Source organism: Pseudalkalibacillus hwajinpoensis (genome assembly GCF_015234585.1).
Taxonomy (GTDB): Bacteria; Bacillota; Bacilli; order Bacillales; family Guptibacillaceae; genus Guptibacillus; species Guptibacillus hwajinpoensis_B.
The window spans coordinates 917,556-933,799 of sequence record NZ_JADFCM010000001.1 but is presented as its reverse complement, the minus strand read 5'-3'; the positions used below and the strand labels follow the sequence as shown (position 1 = coordinate 933,799).

The 16,244-nt window shown below is 39.1% G+C and carries 17 protein-coding genes; 9 read left to right on the top strand and 8 right to left on the bottom strand.

The features are described 5' to 3' along the window. Positions 1-30: 30 nt before the first annotated feature. The 4 genes from IQ283_RS04460 to IQ283_RS04445 all read left to right on the top strand — a co-directional run bounded on the left by IQ283_RS04460 (position 31) and on the right by IQ283_RS04445 (position 5,770). Entirely contained in the window at positions 31-2,106 is a 2,076-nt protein-coding gene (locus IQ283_RS04460) for a hypothetical protein (protein WP_242057237.1), read from the top strand. A gap of 18 nt (positions 2,107-2,124) precedes the next feature. Then, on the top strand, positions 2,125-4,080 hold the full coding sequence (locus tag IQ283_RS04455) for a beta-propeller fold lactonase family protein (protein WP_194219592.1): 1,956 nt from the start codon (positions 2,125-2,127) through the stop codon (positions 4,078-4,080). 234 nt (positions 4,081-4,314) lie between these two features. Then, on the top strand, positions 4,315-5,421 hold the full coding sequence (locus tag IQ283_RS04450; RefSeq protein ID WP_194218937.1) for a hypothetical protein: 1,107 nt from the start codon (positions 4,315-4,317) through the stop codon (positions 5,419-5,421). Between the two features lie 187 nt (positions 5,422-5,608). Then, positions 5,609-5,770: a DUF4021 domain-containing protein gene (locus IQ283_RS04445; RefSeq protein WP_194218936.1), complete on the top strand. Its 162-nt coding sequence runs from the start codon at positions 5,609-5,611 to the stop codon at positions 5,768-5,770. Positions 5,771-5,933: 163 nt separating this feature from the next. Here the strand turns inward: IQ283_RS04445 and IQ283_RS04440 are convergent, their stop codons facing one another. From IQ283_RS04440 to IQ283_RS04425, 4 genes are all read right to left on the bottom strand, one after another. Beyond that, entirely contained in the window at positions 5,934-6,248 is a 315-nt protein-coding gene (locus IQ283_RS04440) for a TIGR04104 family putative zinc finger protein (RefSeq protein ID WP_194218935.1), read from the bottom strand. Between the two features lie 91 nt (positions 6,249-6,339). Further along, positions 6,340-6,483, bottom strand: coding sequence for a hypothetical protein (locus IQ283_RS04435; protein ID WP_194218934.1), 144 nt, complete (start codon positions 6,481-6,483; stop codon positions 6,340-6,342). Positions 6,484-6,524: 41 nt separating this feature from the next. Then, on the bottom strand, positions 6,525-6,929 hold the full coding sequence (locus IQ283_RS04430; protein WP_194218933.1) for a hypothetical protein: 405 nt from the start codon (positions 6,927-6,929) through the stop codon (positions 6,525-6,527). Between the two features lie 33 nt (positions 6,930-6,962). Next, positions 6,963-7,184 carry a hypothetical protein gene (locus tag IQ283_RS04425; RefSeq protein ID WP_194218932.1) on the bottom strand — a complete coding sequence of 74 codons (222 nt, stop codon included), beginning with the start codon at positions 7,182-7,184 and terminating at the stop codon, positions 6,963-6,965. Between the two features lie 244 nt (positions 7,185-7,428). Here IQ283_RS04425 and IQ283_RS04420 point away from each other — a divergent pair, with 244 nt between their 5' ends. Both IQ283_RS04420 and IQ283_RS04415 read left to right on the top strand, forming a co-directional pair. Then, positions 7,429-7,884 carry a LytTR family DNA-binding domain-containing protein gene (locus tag IQ283_RS04420; RefSeq protein ID WP_194218931.1) on the top strand — a complete coding sequence of 152 codons (456 nt, stop codon included), beginning with the start codon at positions 7,429-7,431 and terminating at the stop codon, positions 7,882-7,884. Further along, positions 7,885-8,298: a DUF3021 domain-containing protein gene (locus IQ283_RS04415; RefSeq protein ID WP_194218930.1), complete on the top strand. Its 414-nt coding sequence runs from the start codon at positions 7,885-7,887 to the stop codon at positions 8,296-8,298. 73 nt (positions 8,299-8,371) lie between these two features. On the opposite strand, the gene IQ283_RS04410 is transcribed toward IQ283_RS04415, so the two are convergent. Further along, a complete protein-coding gene (locus IQ283_RS04410) occupies positions 8,372-9,838 on the bottom strand; it encodes a sensor histidine kinase (protein ID WP_194218929.1) in 1,467 nt (488 codons plus the stop codon). Beyond that, positions 9,835-10,518: a response regulator transcription factor gene (locus IQ283_RS04405; RefSeq protein WP_194218928.1), complete on the bottom strand. Its 684-nt coding sequence runs from the start codon at positions 10,516-10,518 to the stop codon at positions 9,835-9,837. The genes IQ283_RS04410 and IQ283_RS04405 overlap by 4 nt, the downstream gene beginning before the upstream one ends. 191 nt (positions 10,519-10,709) lie before the next feature. Between IQ283_RS04405 and IQ283_RS04400 the strand changes: the two genes are divergently transcribed. Genes IQ283_RS04400 through IQ283_RS04390 form a run of 3 tightly spaced genes read left to right on the top strand, consistent with a single transcriptional unit; the run spans position 10,710 to position 14,203 of the window. Continuing rightward, positions 10,710-12,842, top strand: coding sequence for a glycosyltransferase family 39 protein (locus IQ283_RS04400; RefSeq protein WP_194218927.1), 2,133 nt, complete (start codon positions 10,710-10,712; stop codon positions 12,840-12,842). Next, positions 12,835-13,815, top strand: coding sequence for a glycosyltransferase family 2 protein (locus IQ283_RS04395; protein WP_194218926.1), 981 nt, complete (start codon positions 12,835-12,837; stop codon positions 13,813-13,815). The genes IQ283_RS04400 and IQ283_RS04395 overlap by 8 nt, the downstream gene beginning before the upstream one ends. After that, complete coding sequence (locus tag IQ283_RS04390; protein WP_194218925.1) at positions 13,784-14,203, top strand: GtrA family protein; 420 nt, start codon at positions 13,784-13,786, stop codon at positions 14,201-14,203. The genes IQ283_RS04395 and IQ283_RS04390 overlap by 32 nt, the downstream gene beginning before the upstream one ends. Before the next feature lie 79 nt (positions 14,204-14,282). On the opposite strand, the gene IQ283_RS04385 is transcribed toward IQ283_RS04390, so the two are convergent. Both IQ283_RS04385 and IQ283_RS04380 read right to left on the bottom strand, forming a co-directional pair. Next, positions 14,283-14,726, bottom strand: coding sequence for a cell wall hydrolase (locus tag IQ283_RS04385; RefSeq protein ID WP_194218924.1), 444 nt, complete (start codon positions 14,724-14,726; stop codon positions 14,283-14,285). A gap of 265 nt (positions 14,727-14,991) precedes the next feature. Then, positions 14,992-15,834 carry a tyrosine-type recombinase/integrase gene (locus tag IQ283_RS04380; RefSeq protein WP_194218923.1) on the bottom strand — a complete coding sequence of 281 codons (843 nt, stop codon included), beginning with the start codon at positions 15,832-15,834 and terminating at the stop codon, positions 14,992-14,994. Positions 15,835-16,244: the final 410 nt, after the last annotated feature.

The following is a 16,244-nucleotide window of genomic DNA, read 5'->3' as shown; positions in this document are numbered from 1 at the left end:
ATCATTACTATCCAAAAGGGGTTGCACGAATTGATACATAAAAAAAAGACAATTTCTGCTATATTAGCTTCAACGCTTTTAATTGCTGGCTGTTCTTCCACTACGAGTGAAGAATCAAGTAGCTCAAAAAAAGAAGAAAAAAAGAAGCCAGCTTATAATGTAGAAGTAGCTGATTATCATTTTGATACATTCGGAAATATGTTTGCTTATGCGGAGTTTGAACTTTCAGGTGAACCGCTTGCTGAAAGCCTGGGACTTGATCTTGATGTACTTGACTCTAAGAATGTCGATAGTCCTACTCCCTTCGATTATACTGCCGGAATTGAATCATATGAGTATTCTGAGGAAGCGATGTATGAAGTGGTTGAGAAATCCGGACTTGGTCTCCACCTAATAAATGGTCCAGTCGTAAAAACAGCCTCAAAGGAAACGAATCAAAAACCTGAAGAATGGCTTTCAGAAAGATTCCTTTCTCTAGCAGACTCAGTTGGCTATCCACAGGATGAAATTTTCCGCAATATGTATCCGACTACGATTGAATACTCAAGCGGAGATCCGCATTATGCTGAACAAGTGGATACAGAGGAATACGCGTCTGGCGATGATGATACGTATGTTCCTAACTATCAGGTGAACTTTGACTCTCTCCGCTGGGATCGCGATGGAATGGATAAAGTCTTAACTCCTTCTGCATACGGTGCTACTTTCCTGAAGCAGACTCTATGGGCCGGTGATTTTCTTGGTGGGTTCCACACAGTTGATGGTGATGAGGAACTTGCAGGTGAAACAGCGAAGGATGACGATGATGAGAATATTGCTCTTGGTGTAAGTTCCGCTGATGGCATGCAGGGGATGATCCTAACAGAAGAAATCTGGAATAAGATCAATTTTATCCATGACGATTTATTCTATGATTCTACTAATAAAGAAGCATCTTCAGATATCAGTAACTACGATCCAACAAATGGTTTTGTATACTTACCTCACGAAGTTAGCGTAACTGAAAAAACTGAAGGCGTTGCTCCTGATGCAGAGAGCCTTGAAGTAACCGATACACGCTCTCTATTGGAAGACCAATGGGCGATGCTATGGCCAACTTCTGAATTTTTTGGTATGACCGATCAGCGTTCAGAAAACAAGCAGGTTGCTCCATCTTTCCAGGCATTGTTTGACGGAGAACCATTTACATCTGCACCTGAAGCAAACCTTGATGCCGATCCAGCTAATGATGAGGATTCGAATGATGCTTATTCCGTGAATCGCGATATTATGCTTGCAGTCTTTCATAATATTGACGCCATGCATTTTAATCAAGAAGTCGGTACCTTTGTAAGTGAAAACAACGGTCAAGACCAAGGACAGACGGTGAACACTTTCGATGCAGGCTATACAGTTGAATCCCTTCGTATTTTCCAAAGAGCAATTGATGGTCTTCCAGTCGGCTATGCAAGCGGAGAAGACGCGGAAGGTTTAGGAACAGATGAAGGAAAACGTGCGATTGAGATGATTACGAAGCAAGCAGACTTCATTATGAAAGAGCTTATCCTGGACTCAGGACTTGCAGCAGAAAGTTATGACCTCAATGAAAAGAAAGCAAGTAACAACACGACTCTTGAAGCTAACCTTGGTGCGATTCGCGGCTTAACAGCAGCCTACCTTGCAACAGATGATGCGAAATACCGTGACGCAGCGAGACACCTATACGTCACGATGGATAATGAACTGTGGAATGACGAAGCAAAAGCGTACTATACATCTGATGAGGCTATGTCATATAGCCCGAAAATAGCCGGTGCCGTATCTGCAGTCTTGAGAAACGCTTTATTAACTCTGAATAATACAGGATCTGATCAGGATGCTCCTGAAAATCTCGAACGTGAAATTATCACCCAGCGCTATACTGATTTCTACAATCAAGTCATTGATGGTCCAGCCCTTGATCAAGGAATGCAGGCAAGTGAGTTTTGGGATACTGGAGACTTCTATAAAACGGATGATGATTCAGGAAATACAGATGGTGACATGGTTCCACAAATTCAAGCAGGTCACGGAGAAAACGGCATTTCCCCAGTCCTAGTACCGGTGGAAATTAGCAAATCAAATTAAATTAGGGTGTATGTGATGATGAAAAAGCTCTTCTTCCCACTCTCATTTATCCTCCTTCTGATCCTCACTGCGTGCAGTGAGGATCCTGAAGTGATAAGGGAGCAAACAAGTACAAGTACAAATACGCTTCTTGATGAAAGTGGCGAAGTTCTTTATATTGCCAACATAGATGTCAATTCCGTTTCGATTGTCGATCCATCAACGAAGGAAGTAATGGACGAAATTCCTGTTGGACAAGAACCAAGACAGCTCGCATTAAGTCCTGATGGAAAAACGCTCTATGTTAGTACGATGTACAGCAATCAGATCGATGTCATTGATCTTAAGAAAAAGAAAGTGACAGACTCGATTCCAACAGATAATGAGCCATTTGGATTAGTTACAAGTTCTGACGGCACAACATTGTATGTTGCAAATTACCGCTCTTCTTCTGTCTCTGTCATTGATTTACGGGAAAAGAAAACAACAAAGACCATTCAAGTGGATGAACGTCCTCGTACGCTCACAATGACAAAAGATGGGCAAAAAATTTACGTTCCTCACTATTTGTCAGGAAAAATAAGTGTAATTGAAACGAATGAAGACGCCGTCACTTCCGTCATCAAACTAGCAGATTCACCTGATCAGAATGATCCTAAAGTGAGTCAAGGAATCCCAAATAAGTTAGAACAGTTTGTCATAGCGCCAGACGGCAAAACCGCATGGGTTCCTCATCTTGTGACAAATGTGGATACACCGATCAATTTTGAAGAAACCGTCTTTCCAGCGATCTCTGTCATTGACCTAGAAGAAGATAAAGAGCTTGTGGATCAACGGAAAGAGCTTTTTGAAGAAATCAATGTGTTAGATGTGAATAATGAAACGTTAATTGTTTCTAATCCATATGACGTTGCATTTGACCCAGAGGGTAAAAAAGCATACGTCGTTATGGCAGGTAGTGAGGATCTCGTCGTGTTTGATCTTACGCGTGGCGGTAATGCGACTCAAGTATTAAGAAGAATTCCTGGTGATAACCCAAGAGGAATCGCGATCTCTCCCGATGGAAGTGAGCTTTACGTTCACAATGCGATGAGTCATGATCTCACAACAATCGATACTGGTGGCGATAGCGCTTATGCTCGTGCGAAACTGTCTGGTGATAATCTACCACTTATCAAAGAGGATCCCCTCTCCCCTCTTGTGAGAGAAGGGAAACAAATTTTTTATAGTGGGAATAGCGATGATTATGCGACTGATATCACAGGAAACAACTGGATGAGCTGCGCCTCTTGTCATGCTGATGGCGATATTAATGGGTTAACATTAACGACACCGAAAGGACCTCGTAACGTGCCCAGTAATGTGAAAGCAACCGAAACCGGCTTGTTCCTATGGGATGGAAGTCGAGATGATTTCACGGATTATATCTTAACGATCCAGGGAGAAATGGGCGGTATGCTTGATTACGATGCTGGAGAAGAGCTTCCTGATGGCGTACAGCATATGTATGATGCGCTCTTCGCTTACCTGGATCAGCCAGAATCATTTCCAGTTCCGGAGAGTCCTTATCGAGCTGATGATGGTAGCTTAACGGATCAAGCTGAACTCGGGAAAGAACTTTTTGAAGGTGCTGGTAACTGTCTTTCTTGCCATGGCGGATCGCAATTTACAAATAGTGCGAATGCTCTAGATGCAGACGGAAAGTTATCAACTGATAACACCGATTTCCTCTATGATATTGGAACAGCGAATGAAACAGATCAACCATCTGAGGGCGATGCAAGAGCTCACTTCCAAAATCCTAGAACACCTTCTCAGTTTGATGTTCCAACGCTACTTGGCGTCTTTGCGACAGCGCCTTATTTACACGATGGAAGTGCTGAAACCATCGACGACGCTATTGAACGCCATGAATATGAAACAAAGCCTCAATTCGAAGAAGGCGAAGTTGCCGCAATCGCTGAGTACGTGCGTTCCATTGACTTAATTGAATGAACCTCTACATGTAAAATTGTTTCACCTTCCAACAGCTTTAAAGCTGCCATCCCTTTAAAAGGACGGCAGCTTTTCTTTGTAAACGATCGCTTTCGATATGAAATATAGTACTGATTACCTCATTTCACCTTATTACCTGTCTATTCGTTCGGTTTTACTCGGGATGTGTTAGAATGAGAAGGTCGTTTTGACAAAACTATGAATCTCATTAACTTACATAAGGAAGTGAATATCATGAGGAAGCTATTCCTTTTCCTTCTCGTTGCTTTAGTAGCTTTAGTTACCGCATGTTCGAACACCGCCTCAACAAACGAGCAAACTGACGAACAAGCTGATCAGCAAGCAACGAATGAAGATGAAAACAAAGAAAAAGAAGAAAAGACGGAAAAAAAAGAAGAGACTCCTCAACCTTTCAAAGCCATGGAGCCTTCTGAGGACGCTAAACCGCTTGATGAAACCATGACCGAAGAAGAATTAGCGAAAATGCCTGTCGTTGAAGCCCACGGTGAAGACCGCACAAGAAAAACACCCGTTGGCGAAACGCTAATGGAAGGCACAACTGATGAAACGGATGGTATTCTAAAAGATTACCGCCTTGTTGCTTACTATGGTCAACCGAACTCCACTCAAATGGGCATTCTCGGTGAGATGGAACCTGAAGCCCTGATGACGAAATTAAAAGAACAAACACAAGCTTATTCCGATGCTGATCCAAACCGGCCAGCGATTCCAACAATTGAGTTAATCACAACGATTGCTCAGCGCGATCCAGGACCGAATGGAAAATATTATCATATGACCTCAGAAGAGGATATTGACGAATACGCAGAGCTTGCTAAGAAACATAATGCCATTTTAATGCTAGATGTTCAGCTTGGTCGTGACACTGCTCTTCATCAAGTGAAGCTTCTTGAAAAATGGCTTAAGTTTCCTTACGTTCATGTTGCCATCGATACGGAGTTCCACGTAGAAGAAGGTCAAACACCAGGTATCGATCTAGGTAGTGTGGATGGCTCAGAAGTACAGGAAGTTGTCGACTATGTATCTAAATTTGTTGAAGATAATGATCTACCTGATAAGATTGTTCTCGTCCACCAGTTCACTGATCACGCTGTGACGAACAAACAGGCAATCAAGCCAACAGATAACGTAGAGGTTGCTCTAAACTTTGACGGATACGGCGACTATGGAACGAAAATGTCGCTTTACCGTAAATTTGTTCGAAATGAGCCTGTTCAATACGGCGGATTTAAAATTTTCTATAACAAAGATAAACCGGTTCTAACCCCATCCGAAGTGTTGCAACTTGATCCAAATCCAGCGATCATTAATTATCAATAATGGATGTCGCCCAAAAGCGCCTCACCCTTTTCTATAAGGGCGAGGCGCTTTTTTTAATCTTAGTTGTTTTTAAAACAAGTCTCACAAATGAACGTACCTTCGTTTTTCAGAAATAGTGGTTATCCGGCTCATTTAATAGGTATACTTTTTCCATGATTAGCCAACCTATTCAGTGGAGGTGAATATCATGGACAAAAAGACACCAAGCAAAAGCGAAATAAATCAAAACAATAGAAACAAATTTACGAATGAATATGGTGCGGATTTAGATGAACAGGCGATGAATGGTGATTACGGCATGCTCGAAACTGAGGAAGAAGATCGAGCGAACAAAAAAGCGAAGAACTGATTAGATGGGGTCACCTTATCACATAAGAAGGTGAGCCCTTTCTCTTTAAAAAGAATTGTGTCTTTATGTCCGTTTCTATTCACCTTTAAATCGGCCCATCACAAGCAATTTTTATAACTCCTCCATCAAAAAACAGGCTAATGTTGCAACCCTATAAACGCATTCAATATAAATCCGGTTGTTTCCCATATTTCAAAGTAATCATATATGGAAAGAGGAAGATCAATAATAGCAAGAAAACGACAACACCTCCAATAAACAAAGACACTGTGAATTTCTCGCTATAAAAAAGAAAGAACATCAAATAAATATGAAAAAGAATAAAGAAAGGAATATAGCGAGATCTTCTTAATTGAGAATAATGAGGTGCCTGACAGTTTGGACATGTTATCCCTGAAATAAACTGCTTCATTCCAATTATTTTCTTTGTCATCTCCTTCCACTTAAATTGGTAACCACAATTCTTACATTTCGGCATGCACCATTCCTTCTCTCTTTAACACTCATTTATAGCATCATCTACCCTTTTTCAGCTAAAAATGAACTACTCAAGATAAGATTAAAATCTGCTAATCTACTTCTTTTATTTTGTTTTTAATCTCTCTTAATAACTCGTTTTGTACCTGTAGTTGAGCCGTTATTTTCGTCCCAACTTTTTCTAAGGTTTTCGTTAAGGACCAGAATAAAATGAAAATAAAAACAATCACAATCATGACTCTTTCCGCCCACTCTCTTTAACTTATTCACATCAGTTTTATTGTTCCATAACTTGCTCCCCCTGATCGAACGGTTGCAGGAAAGATTTCCTAACATATATGGTATAAACTAATACAACCACTGAAAAAAGCATATTCCCCAAAAAGGGTTGCTGAGATTGATTCGAAACAAGGATTGAACTAATGAATCCGAAAACAACGGAATAAGTGATCATCATCCAGAATCCCCACTTTTTCAGACTCATATATCCATAAATCATCCCTAAAGAAAGAAAACCGGTACATACTCTCACTAACCTTTCCGGTGCATTCGGTAATCCAAATCGATCTGCCATTCCGATAGAATTCGCATTCGGATCATAAAAGACTGACGTTACTAGTAAAACAACAGCTCCAAATAAATAGAAATAACTTATGAGTGAAACGCCTATAGGTCTTTTCAACAATCTCCTCCTTGCTCGTTAACTGTAAAACGGTTAAAATTCTTCATCATCTTCTACTTCCTGTTCTGGGTTTTGATTGTAAGTTCTCTTCTTTTCATCTTCTCTTATAAAAATAACTAGGTGCAACGCGATACCAAATACAATAATGCTAATACCAAGCTCGTCAAACCAAGTCAAATAAAACCCATCAAAATAAGCAAACGAAAATAATAAAAACCCTAACGTTACATAAATCGCTGCTACAATATGTCCCACTATGATATAACCTCCGCACATTTTGTCCTCACTCCCAATTATTTCAAAACAGTATCTTGCTGGCAATCATTTTTCTAGCAGCATGAATTTTTCTTTGTCACCTCCGTCCTTGCTACGTAACAGAAACTTCGCCAGATGCATCTTATCCTGAAGATATGACCACTTACCTTCATTCTAATGACATTCATCTTTTCCAGATCTATACTAAACCATAAGAAGGACGCGAAAGAAAGGATGTGAATTAGTGAAAATTTCACTCGACGTTGACGGGAAGTATCCAGAAACTAGCGTTACGATTCACTGCAAAGAAGTGGATGATTCAATTAAAGAGATTCTCGGTTATCTTAATACACAAAGAGCAGAGTTCATTGTAGGCAAAAAAGGCGAGCAGCAGCACATTATAAAACCAAACCATGTGCACTACTTCCATTCAGAGGGGGATCAGGTCATGGCGACAACTTCTGATGGTGATTTTAAAGTGAAGGAGAAATTATATGAGCTAGAAGAGAGTCTGCCATTTAATACATTTATACGTCTCTCCAAATCCGTTATTGCTAATCTCCATGAAATCAATCATTTTGAGCCATCTTTTAACGGAACACTTGCTGTACACTTCCACTCTGGTAAAAAAGAATATGCTTCAAGACACTATGTTGGAAGATTAAAAGACGTTCTAAAAATGAATAGGAGGGACAAATAAATGAAAACATTTCTATTTAGAAGTATGATAGGGCTATTTTTCGGGGGATTCCTGGCTGTTTTGCTAACGTACGCTGTGATCTTTTTCGGAGAACAAACGACACTTGATTCAAGCCTTTTTGTGACAAACTCCTTAGGTGCCGTTTTCTGTGGATGGTTATTTACCGTTACCCCCCTATACTTTGAAATTCGTTCACTAAAACTTCCACAGCAAACGGCTTTACATTTTTTCACAGTAACGGTCGTTTACTTTATCCTAGCGTATGGAATCGGTTGGATTGAAGGTGGAGCAATAAACATTCTTATATTCCTTATTATATCAACCGTTTTTTATAGCTTGATGTGGATAGCTTTCTATCTATACTTCAAGCATGAATCAAAGAAATTAAATGATGACCTTCAACATATTAAATAACCCTCCTATTTATCTCCATCCATAAATACTTAAAAGGTGATCAAGCGCTTTTTACAATGCTTGATCACCTTTTTTATTCTTCTATATTTAGATACACTTTAAAAGTAGCTCCTTCGCCGACTGAACTCTCCACTTCAACTGATCCTTTATGAGATTCCACTATTGTTTTCGTAATAGAAAGACCTAATCCGGCTCCACCATATTTCCGCGTTCTAGAGTCATCTACACGATAGAAGCGATCAAATACATGGGCAAGATTATCTTTTTTTATTCCTGGTCCGTTGTCTTTTATACTTATAAGAGCTTTGTCTTTTTCTGCAACTAGTGATAAATGAATGCTTCCATCACTTTGGTCTGTATGATGAACGGCGTTATGAAAGATATTTAAAATAACCTGCTTGATTTTATCAGGGTCCACCATTACTTTTAACCCTTCTGTAAGATCGAAATGAACGGGTCGCTCGTCAGCTAGTAAAGTTAGGTTAGGAATCATATCACGTACGAGCTCTGTTAAATTGGTCTCTTTTAAATGAAGTTCAGGAGCTCGATCTAACTTGGCTAATAACAATAATTCTTCAACAAGAGTAATCACTCTTTTCGTTTCACCATGCATGCTATTTAGAATTATAGCTAACTGTTCAGGCTTCTCAGAAGCTCCTCTTAAAAGAACTTCAATGTATCCATAAATGGATGTTAGAGGGGTTCTTAATTCATGAGAAGCGTCCGCAATAAATTGCCTCATTTGGTCTTTTAATTCTTTCTCATGTTCAAACGAAGTGTCTAATCGCTCCAACATGTCGTTAAAAGACTTACTTAAGTTATCTATTTCTTCTTGCCCTTGATAATCAGGGACTCTATTCGTAAGATTTGACGCACTAATATTCTTCACTTGATCAACAATTGACGAAAGAGGATTAAGTGTTTTACGAATGACAGATAAATAAATACCGAGCCCCGCAATTAATGCGACTAATGACAGCACCATAAACGTTAGAAGCTGTTTCCATAAGATTTGTTGAAGTGAAGCAGTACTAATACCCATTTGCAACATTCCATTCTGATTAGTAGGAGAATCAGGAGGGATTGGTCTAAATACGACTAGCTGCTCTGTTCCATTCGAATCCTCGACAAGAAGAGGTTCAATTGGAAGATGACTATCAAAATCATTCTGGAGCTTCTCACGCTCACTTTCTGAAATTTCTGGTACGGCTAGTCCCTCTTCTGTTAACAGATTGGTATATTCCTCATTTAATAAAGCTAATGAAAATTCTTCTCTTGAAAGTAAACCAGGATCCCCAGCATTAGGCGGTTTTGTAAGACTATCTTCTGTTAATATGACTTCGATAGGGATGGTCATTAGCTTTGATCGTAAACTTGCCGCTTCATTTTCATAGAGAAAATCCTTCATGATAATAAACTGGAGTAAACCGATAACCATTAAAATAAACGATAGTATAAACAACATTCTTGTTAATAGTTGATACCTTAACGATCGTGGCGAAAATAATCGTTTAAAAAATTGGCCATTAACTTTCTTCATTGGATATCCAACCTATACCCTGATCCTCTTATCGTCCGGATCAGTTTATGTTCTTTGTCTTGAAGCTTATCTCTAAGTGCTCTAATGTAAACTTCTACAATATTATCCTCGCCTTGAAACGTATACCCCCATACTTTATCAAGAATCATGAGTTTACTAAGAACCATGCCATGATTGAGAATAAGATATTTTAGTAATTCATACTCGGTTGGTGATAGTGCTAAAAGTTTATTCTGAAAAGATAATTCTTTCCTCCGATCATCAATTTTAAAAGAACCATAAACCACTTCGCCAAATAGATCAGGAAACTGATTGCGAAGTCGTGCCTGAATCCTCGCCAATAGCTCTTCAAAGCTAAATGGTTTAACAACATAATCATCTGCGCCTAGACTTAAACCTTTCACCCGATCGTCAACTTCATCTTTCGCAGTTAACATAATAACCGAAGTTTGAACACCGCTCTTGCGAATCATCTTGCATACCTCGAATCCATTGATACCTGGCATCATGACATCAAGGATCGTGACATGTGGTTTGAACTCCTTCACTAACGTCACCGCACTCATTCCTTCAGCAGCTGTCTTCACCTTATAGCCTTCGTTCGCAAGACCCATTTCTAAAAACTGCAAAATATGTTTTTCATCATCTACTAATAAGATTCTAATGGTATTTACATTCATTTTGTTACCTACTTTCTAGACAGAAATCATAGAACTCATCCTTTGTTTTTCATTATAAGGTCTTTACTAAAAAAGAAATACAGCTTTCAGCTAACTTTCAGCTAGTTTTAAAGTCTACATCAGTTTCATCATGCACAATACATTTATAGCTACAAACAAATAACGAATGAATGAAAATGGAGTGATAAACGTTGATAAACAAATTAAGATCTCGTTTGGATGTAACACTTGTCTTTATCGTCATACTATCGGCATTTCTAAACGCTTTTAATATTTGGAAGGATGAATATGTTAACACCTATTACACAATGACTGTTGGAAGTATGATGGAAAGTTTCCATAATTTCTTCTTTGCTTCGCTTGATTCTGCTGGATCTGTAACAGTAGATAAACCACCAGTGACATTCTGGATCCAAACGCTGAGCGCAGAGATTTTTGGATTACACGGTTGGAGCGTGATTCTTCCACAGGCGCTTGCTGGTGTTGGATCAGTCCTTCTGCTTTATTTTCTCATTAAACCATCTTTTGGAACGACAGCAGCTCGATTATCAGCATTAGCGATGGCAACAACACCCATTGCCGTTGCTGTTAGTCGAACAAACAACATTGATAGCATGCTTGTTTTTACTCTCTTACTTGCAACTTATTTCTTATTCAAAGGCGTGAAAAATAATAGCACTTGGAGTTTGATCGGTGCATTTGCAATTATTGGTATCGGTTTTAATATGAAAATGCTTCAAGCTTATATGGTATTGCCTGCATTCTATCTCTTCTATCTCCTTGCAGCCAAAACCAATTGGAAGAAAAAAGCAAAGGTTCTTGCAAGTGCAACAGCCGTATTGCTAGCGATTTCGCTCTCATGGGCCGTCATTGTTGATTCGATTCCGGAAGATGAGCGACCTTACATTGGAAGTAGCGATACAAACTCTGTTCTAGAACTGGCATTTGGATATAACGGGCTCTCTAGACTAACAGGTGACCAGAATGGGACGCCTGGCGATGGTGGAACCTCCGGAAATAATACGCCTACAGGATTGAATGCTCCAGAGGGTGCTAGTGATCAGGTTATCGGAAACAATGGTAGAACCCAACAAGGCCCTCCTTCTAACCAGAATGGAAATCAAGGAGGCGCGGTAGGAGGCACGGTAGGAGATGCTGCGCAAGCAACACAAGGTGGTCAACCCGGAGGCTCTCAAGGAAATATGTTTGGAACTGGTGAAGAAGGTCCACTACGACTCTTCCAATCTGAACTGTCTGGTCAAGCTAGTTGGCTACTACCATTTGCAATTCTATCTAGCATCGGTTTATTGATTGGTTTCCGATTTAGAGAGACAACTATGAAACAGATTGAAACAATCTTTTGGTTAGCATGGCTCATCCCAATCGGTATTTTCTTTAGCATAGCAGGCTTTTTCCACCAGTACTATCTCATTATGTTAGCTCCACCGATTGCAGCTCTTTTCGGTACTGGCGGGATTCAACTCTTTGAATATTATCGCAATGAAAGCAACTGGAAATCTTGGCTTCTCCCAATTTCCATTGGACTCACCTCACTATTCCAATGGGTTATTATGAAGCCTTATGATGAGGTTATTGGTGTAGGGTGGTCATTAAGTGTTCTTATCTTAGGCGTACTTTTCACCCTTCTATTAACCATTTTGAAATACCGTAAATCTCCTCATACATCAGCTATCAGTATTACTATGTTGCTTATATTACTCATTGGTCCATTGTATTGGGCGACAACACCAATTGTATATGGTGGAAATAGCGCGCTACCCGAAGCTGGACCTAACACAGAGCAAAGTGTTGGAGATGGAGTAGCCGCTCAGAGTCACATTCAGCTTGATGAGCCTCTCCAAGATTCGGCACAGGATAATCGTTCCCAAATGGGCTCTCCTGGAGGAATGGAGGACATCGAAATTGACGAAAAAACACTTACTTATTTAAGATCAGAAAATACGAGTGAAACATATTTGTTTGCTACAACTAGTTATCAAGTGGCAGCTCCTTACATTATTGACGAAGAAGAAGAAGTCATTACTACAGGCGGATTCTCTGGAACAGATCCTGTATATTCTGTCGAGGAAATGAAAGAATTAATCTCAAATGGAGAAGTCAGCTTCTTCTTATTATCAGATCAAGGAGGAAGAGGCGGAAGTTCTGAACTCGCAGAATGGATTACTACGAATGGAGAGGAGATTCCTGAAGAAGAATGGAATTCAACTGTTTCGAACGATGAGAACACAAACAGCGATCCTCGCGGTGGCTCAACAAAGTTGTATAAACTAACAGCTTCTGAAGGAGGAAATACAAATGAATAAACCTATCCGATATTCGATTATTATTCCGATGTATAACGAAGAAGAAGTCATCGTCGAGGCATACAGAAGACTGAAGAAAGTAATGAATGAGATTGGAGAACCTTACGAGCTTATATTTGTAAATGATGGGAGTCAGGATCGTAGTCTTGAGATTGTGAAAGATTATAGTGAGTGGGATAAAAAGGTGAAAGTAATTGATCTTTCTCGTAACTTTGGTCATCAAATAGCGATTACTGCTGGCATGGATTATGCTAGCGGTGACGCAGTTGTCGTCATTGATGCGGATTTACAAGATCCACCTGAGCTAATTAAGCAGATGATTCATAAATGGAAAGAAGGATATGAAGTCGTCTATGCAAAAAGAACAAAACGGAAAGGCGAAACGTTCTTTAAACGAGTAACAGCTTCTCTTTTCTATCGTACGTTACGTAGTTTAACGGACGTTGATATTCCAGTAGATACAGGAGATTTTCGTTTAATTGATCGTAAAGTATGCGACCAAATGAATCAGCTCCATGAAAAAAATCGATTTGTTAGGGGACTTGTTAGCTGGGTGGGGTTTAAACAAACAGCCGTTGAGTATGAACGGGATGAACGGTTATACGGAGAATCAAAGTACCCTCTAAAAAAGATGTTAAAGCTCTCATTAGACGGGATCACGTCCTTTTCTTATAAACCATTGAAATTAGCCACATATGCTGGTGTTCTTCTATCCATTACTGGTTTCCTCTATATGGTCCTTGCTATCTATCAAAAGCTATTTACAGAGTCTACGGTTATGGGTTGGTCCTCCTTAATCGTTATCCAGTTAATCTTCTTCGGATTCGTTCTCATGATATTAGGTGTGATGGGAGAATACATTGGGCGTATATATGAAGAAGCAAAAGATCGCCCCGTTTACATCGTACGTGAAATGTACGGAAGAAAGGAACAGCTTCGAAATGCTGATCAAGTCGTTGTTAACCAAAAATAAGTCAAATAAATTCGTGAAATTTGGAATTACTGGAATCATAAACACTGTCGTCGATCTAATTGTTTTTTTCTTATTCTCAAGTATCGGAATGACTTATTGGATTGCTCAAAGCATTTCATACAGTTCAGGTGTCGTGAACAGCTATATGGTGAATCGCAAGTGGACTTTTCAACAAACTGGTAAAAGAAATAGAAACGAATTCAGTCGTTTTGTAGCGGTGAACCTTATAACGATCGTACTTTCAACGCTCGTTATAAAAATTGGTTTGCAACAGCTAAACTTGTCCCTCTTCAACGCCAAATTGATTGCTACTCTATTCGGTATGGGAATTAACTATAGTCTGTTGAACACATGGGTCTTTATAGCACCTTCTATGAAAAACGAGTGATAAAAGCGGATGCCATCGGCACCCGCTTTTTTAGAATTTCTATAATAATACTTTTTGCTTAACTTCCAAACCAATTAGATTACCCTCCAATATAGACGCTGCCACATGTTCCAGGTGCTGGTTCATAATAACAATGATTTTTATATTGACCAGCGAAAGGCTGACCGTACCATGTAGGAGGACAAGGACCATATGGATTGAAATACCATAGAGAATATTTCCCTGGGTGTTCTCTCCAATAATCCAAATTCTTTTTCGCTAACCTTTTCTCAGCCGATCTTGCTCTGTTGTAGAAGACATTACCCTTTTGAACTGCTTCAAAAGAATAATTCCCTCCCTGGACTTGATAAATAACTTGAGGAATAGTTCTCACATCTTGGAAATCTAAACAATTCGCTTTTGCACGATTCACAATGACATTCCCTACATATAACATGCCTTGCTTTCCTTCACCCTCGGCTTCTGCTCTCATCATCCTTGCCATTAAGTCGATGTCTTTACTTGTATATTTTACTCTTGGCATTTTTTCCACCCCAACAGTATTGTATGAAAGAAGGCTAGTTTGATGTCATTATTTTATATATATTGCTGAATAAAAAAAGAAATAAATCGGTGTTTTAAAGGCGAACATGCTGACTTGACGAATTATTTAAATAGCACTTATGCCTGTTCGCTCAATATTAAGCAAGGTCTTTTAGATGACCTTCTGGTGCTACGTTATCAAGATAATGATTTTCAATCAAAATTGTTTTTCCTAATAAAAAGCCCTTCCAAATGGAATGAGCTTCTCAGAAATACTTCGTATAGAAATCGTACCGTAATTTTCCACTAAGCTGGGCGTACAATTTGGTTGTTTCACTTTTCTCGTGCCCCATCAAACTTTGGATTACCTCGAGAGGAGCGCCGTTGTTAATCATATGCGTCGCGTAGCTATGTCTTAATTGATGAGGGTGAATCTCTTTTTTTAGCCCTGCATTTCTAGAAATTCGTTTAATGATATAGCGAATAAGGTCAATACTCATCCGTCTTTTTGGCCTTCTTTCAGTTATAAATAAGCAAGGTTCAAGATCACCACGCTCATCAAGATAGCGTTTCAACCAGATTGAGCAGCGTGTGTTAAAATACACTTCTCTCTCTTTGTCCCCTTTTCCATGAACAATGACTGAATTTGTATGGAAATTAATATCTTCACGATTGATCTTCACAACTTCACCAATACGACAACCAGTTGAGTAAAAGAATTCAAACAAAGCTTTTTCCATCGTGTTCTGACAACCCTCTCTCAAGAGTTCAATTTCTATTTCAGTAAGAAACTTTGGTATCCTTTTACCAAGCTTAGGTTCTTTCAATTTAGCAGCTGGATTTTTCTGAATAAACCCTTCATCATAAGTCCATTTAAACAACGATCGTATACACCGGATACGATGCCCTAAGCTAGAAGGCTTTAAATGACTCCCCATTTTCAATAAATATGATTTAAGCTGATTTGTCGTAATCACATTCATATCAACATTACCAAAGTGACATAAGAGCTGATTGTACTGAAAATAGTAAGTCTTGAGCGTTAATGGAGAATATCCTTCAATTTTCTTATCAAGATTATACTTTTCCCAAACAAGCGATAACAACATTCACTTCACTCCCCCAAGTTACGAATCTAGTAATCTTGATTTTATTATGTCCAGGAAGTGGGAAGTTTATGCTAGAGTTATTCAACAATCGCATTCTTAGCTTAATTACTTTACTTCAAATTCTCTGGGAGTTGTAAAGATAGTATTGCTTGATGTATCACCACTAAAAGAAGTTCCTACGTATAGTTGATAATGATCTTTTTGAAGTTTAAGTCCCTTAATTGTTTGAGAAAATTCATCTTCTTTTTTTCCTGTTCGTTATAACAATAAAAAATTTAAGGACGTCGATCCACTCATTTGATGAATTCTTCCACAAGGAATTCCTGGGAAAAGGTGTTTAAAAGGAGTTAGTCGTGGGAAGATTCTATCCATTGGTAAAATATTCTTTTCTAATCTTGGAGGTATAGAAT

Excerpts from the sequence above, each read along its gene's own strand:
- IQ283_RS04380 (WP_194218923.1), bottom strand. The coding sequence starts at position 15,834 with ATGTTGTTATCGCTTGTTTGGGAAAAGTATAATCTTGATAAGAAAATT.
- IQ283_RS04435 (WP_194218934.1), bottom strand. The coding sequence starts at position 6,483 with ATGATTGTGATTGTTTTTATTTTCATTTTATTCTGGTCCTTAACGAAA.
- IQ283_RS04385 (WP_194218924.1), bottom strand. The coding sequence starts at position 14,726 with ATGCCAAGAGTAAAATATACAAGTAAAGACATCGACTTAATGGCAAGG.
- IQ283_RS04405 (WP_194218928.1), bottom strand. The coding sequence starts at position 10,518 with ATGAATGTAAATACCATTAGAATCTTATTAGTAGATGATGAAAAACAT.
- IQ283_RS04390 (WP_194218925.1), top strand. The coding sequence starts at position 13,784 with ATGCTGATCAAGTCGTTGTTAACCAAAAATAAGTCAAATAAATTCGTG.
- IQ283_RS04395 (WP_194218926.1), top strand. The coding sequence starts at position 12,835 with ATGAATAAACCTATCCGATATTCGATTATTATTCCGATGTATAACGAA.
- IQ283_RS04450 (WP_194218937.1), top strand. The coding sequence starts at position 4,315 with ATGAGGAAGCTATTCCTTTTCCTTCTCGTTGCTTTAGTAGCTTTAGTT.
- IQ283_RS04440 (WP_194218935.1), bottom strand. The coding sequence starts at position 6,248 with ATGCCGAAATGTAAGAATTGTGGTTACCAATTTAAGTGGAAGGAGATG.
- IQ283_RS04410 (WP_194218929.1), bottom strand. The coding sequence starts at position 9,838 with ATGAAGAAAGTTAATGGCCAATTTTTTAAACGATTATTTTCGCCACGA.
- IQ283_RS04455 (WP_194219592.1), top strand. The coding sequence starts at position 2,125 with ATGAAAAAGCTCTTCTTCCCACTCTCATTTATCCTCCTTCTGATCCTC.
- IQ283_RS04445 (WP_194218936.1), top strand. The coding sequence starts at position 5,609 with ATGGACAAAAAGACACCAAGCAAAAGCGAAATAAATCAAAACAATAGA.
- IQ283_RS04415 (WP_194218930.1), top strand. The coding sequence starts at position 7,885 with ATGAAAACATTTCTATTTAGAAGTATGATAGGGCTATTTTTCGGGGGA.